The organism is Autumnicola edwardsiae (genome assembly GCF_031846505.1).
Lineage (GTDB): Bacteria > Bacteroidota > Bacteroidia > Flavobacteriales > Flavobacteriaceae > Autumnicola > Autumnicola edwardsiae.
Genome location: NZ_JAVRHP010000180.1, coordinates 1 through 3,186, shown reverse-complemented (window position 1 = coordinate 3,186; position 3,186 = coordinate 1). Strand labels below are relative to the sequence as shown.

5 protein-coding genes and 1 pseudogene are annotated in these 3,186 nt (G+C 33.2%); 2 read left to right on the top strand and 4 right to left on the bottom strand.

The features are described 5' to 3' along the window. Together RM529_RS16645 and RM529_RS16640 are read left to right on the top strand one after the other, a co-directional pair. Positions 1-543 (top strand): putative quinol monooxygenase (locus tag RM529_RS16645; protein ID WP_311485866.1); only part of this gene is annotated, 543 nt, incomplete at its 5' end. A 76-nt stretch (positions 544-619) separates the two neighbouring features. Beyond that, complete coding sequence (locus RM529_RS16640; protein ID WP_311485865.1) at positions 620-1,483, top strand: helix-turn-helix domain-containing protein; 864 nt, start codon at positions 620-622, stop codon at positions 1,481-1,483. Between the two features lie 52 nt (positions 1,484-1,535). Here RM529_RS16640 and RM529_RS18195 read toward each other — a convergent pair whose 3' ends face one another. The 4 genes and pseudogenes from RM529_RS18195 to RM529_RS16630 form a co-directional block, all read right to left on the bottom strand. Then, positions 1,536-1,832 carry an integrase core domain-containing protein gene (locus RM529_RS18195; RefSeq protein ID WP_432264546.1) on the bottom strand — a complete coding sequence of 99 codons (297 nt, stop codon included), beginning with the start codon at positions 1,830-1,832 and terminating at the stop codon, positions 1,536-1,538. A gap of 234 nt (positions 1,833-2,066) precedes the next feature. Continuing rightward, positions 2,067-2,600, bottom strand: a complete 534-nt coding sequence (locus RM529_RS16635) for a glycosyltransferase family 2 protein (RefSeq protein ID WP_311485864.1) — start codon at positions 2,598-2,600, stop codon at positions 2,067-2,069. Then, positions 2,572-2,934: pseudogene (locus tag RM529_RS18190) on the bottom strand (glycosyltransferase); the annotation flags it as partial. The pseudogene RM529_RS18190 and the gene RM529_RS16635, both read right to left, overlap by 29 nt. A 12-nt stretch (positions 2,935-2,946) precedes the next feature. Continuing rightward, a partial coding sequence (locus tag RM529_RS16630; protein WP_311485862.1) for a hypothetical protein occupies positions 2,947-3,186 on the bottom strand: 240 nt, incomplete at its 5' end.

Sequence of the window (3,186 nt, the reverse complement as noted above, 5' to 3'; positions counted from 1 at the left end):
CTTTTAGGTGGTTTATCATTGGTAAATGCAGAACCAAAAACTGAATCTTGGTTTGCATTTCAAATAGATGAACAAACTTTCGGAATTTATGACACATTTGAAGCTGAAGAAGGCAGACAGGCACACTTAAAAGGAGAAGTGGCAAAAGCCCTATTGGCCAATGCTGGAGATCTTTTAGAAGGTTTTGATTCTAGCAGAGACATTAAGACCGTTGATGTTCAAGCAAGTAATCATAAAGTGGGTAATCAGAATAACGGATTGTTGGTGATTATGAAAGCCAAAGAAGGAAAGACATCTGCAGTGGAGGATTTCTTACAAGCGGGCCAGTCATTGGTAAGTTCCGAGCCTGCAACTTTATCATGGTATGCTATTAAAATCAATGAAGAAACCTATGCCATTTTCGATACGTTTGCAGATGACGCTGGCAGAGATGCTCATTTGACAGGGAAAGTAGCAGCAGCGTTGATGGAGAATGCGCCTTTAATTTTGGAAGGCTTTGATGCTTCAGCAATTCAAAAAATTAACATTCTAGCTTCAAAATAAATATTTGATTTAGGAAAGGAGTGCTTTTGGCACTCCTTTCTTTTTAAATTTGAATGAGCTAAAAAATAAATTTAGTATGGCCCAAATAATTATAGACAAACAAAACGGGGAACTTGCGTTTAGATTAGAAGAGTTCAACGACCTAAGCCAGTTTGATCATTTACAAAGAAGAAATTATTATTCTATCGTTTTGTTATGTGGAATTAGCTATGAACTACGAGTTGATTTTCAAAGTTTTGAATTGCAAGGAAATCAAATGATTTGTTTGGCTCCGTATCAACCTTTCATGATACGTTCTGAAGAAAAGTGTCAGGGTTATTTATTGAATTTTCATCCCGATTTTTTTTGTACATATAGACATCAAAACGAAATAGAGACCGAGGGATCCCTTTTTAATAATTTCCATGGTTTACCCTATTTTACTGTAAACGAGCAAAGCCTATTTCTTAATTTGATTGATCAAATTTCGAAAGAGATGGACAAAGACTCAATTGCTCAGCATGAAGTTCTTGTGGCATTTTTAAAAGTGTTTTTAATAGAAGCGGTCAGACATAAGAAACAATTTGATCAACAATTAACTCCCAGATTGTCAGATTCAAAAACAGAAATTTTACAAAATTTAGTCGATGCAATTGAGAGTAATTATTGCAAATTCCATTCTCCCCAAGAATACGCAGATGAACTATGTGTAAGTCCTAAAACTTTAGCCGGTATCGTCAAGAAATATCTCAATCAAACGACTTCATCCTTAATTTCAAATAGGATTATTATTGAGGCGAAACGAGAACTTTATCTAACTTCTAAACCAGTGAAACAAGTTGCTGCTTTTTTAGGTTATGACGATGAATTCTATTTCAGTCGTTTTTTTAAAAAGAAGGTAGGAGTATCACCTGATATTTATCGTAAGACAGTTGGTTTTGCTAAACTAGATTCAAATTAATGTCTTGTCCTGAAATATGGCTACAGGTTAATCCCGATAACTATCGGGAGATTTACGCTGTTTTTAAATATACCATATTCGGTGTTTTATAGTCTAAAGATAAATGTAATCTTATTTCGTTGTATAGATTAATTGCATTTTTTGTTGCTCTCTTTGCGTGTTGTAGGCTATCAAAGGTCTGGTCGAGATAGAACTCGTCTTTTAGAATCTCTCTAGAGTTAATTTGATTAAAAAGCCATTCAAATTGGTTTACCGCCGTTTTTACAGTTTCATTTTTACCTAGAAGATACGTATAGCGTTTTGGATGTGTTTCAGTCTTAACTTCATTGTTCTCTGCAACCCAATACAATGATTTGGAAATAAATGTAAATCGCCAATCGGAAGCTTTTTTGTTGTGATTTCCTGCAGCTAAAATTTCATATCCTTTAAATATTTCAGCAATTATTTCGGTGCTTGATTCTAATTTATCATTTCCGCCTTTACCACTAATTATTAAAACACGTTTGGTTGTTTCAATTTTCGGTAAAGAAACCGACTTCCTATTTTCTGAAGATAAAAAACCGGTATAAATTGGTTTTTTCTTTTACTCAATCGGGCGTATTGGAACTCTTGCTTTTTTAAAAATAAGTAATTTAACAAGGATAAATAGTAAGTAATATCCCAAACAAATTTGTATCATAGTTTGCAGTGGTAAACTTTGATTAAAAGCCCTAGAAATAAGCAACAATAAAAGCCCCAAGCTAGGAAAACCTAAAAAATTTATCCAAGCACTAAGTTTCACGCTTATGATCAACTTATCATTAAAGCGTAATCTGCTATTGTTAAAAATTTTAATTAAACATTGCATATTGCCGTAAATCCATCGATTAAGTTGTTTACATATACTGATAGTGGTAGAAGGGATTAAACCTTTACCAACTATTTTAGGAATATACCATAGGTTACAACCATTGGCTAACAATTTAATTCCTAAATTAGCGTCTTCGGTAAGGGAAAAAGATTTCCAACCTCCTACCTTATCTAAGGCTTTTACAGAAATTAATGAAAGTGTACCTGTTGGTAGAGCTGTGCCATATTTATTTCCACCATTAGCGTATGTATTTAAAGTAATGTTCAAGTTCTTTTACAAGAAAATTTTGCTCCGAAGCATTATAATAAGCTTGCGGAAATTGTACAACTGCTAATTTAGAGTTTGTCATATAGCGAATTGCGGTAGATAAACATTTTCTATCTAACATATAATCCGCATCAACCGTAAAAACGTAACGTGTGGAAGGATGAGATTTTTTTCTACAAAAATCTAACGCACCTGCCTTGAACCCTTTAAGCTTTTTCTGGTGGAAAAACTTAACTTTATTATGTGAAGCGCAAAATTCCTGTACGGGCTTCCAATTAGCCTCTTGGGATGAATTATTGTCGAAAACAATAATTTCGAAGTTTGAATAAGTCTGGTTTAAACAGCTCTATATTACAGGGATGACAATCTCTGGTGGCTCATCACAAATAGGAATATGAATTGAAATAAATGGGGAATTTTTGTTCTTTCTAAGAGGAGTATAAGTACGTTTTTTTCTATATGCTAGCCATAACTGACTTATTAATTGGAAATAGTGAAAACCAAAATTAATAAGTAATAAAAACACAAAAATTGAAGAATCGTACCACATTAAAACTAAACCCACTAAAAATATAATACTATACAG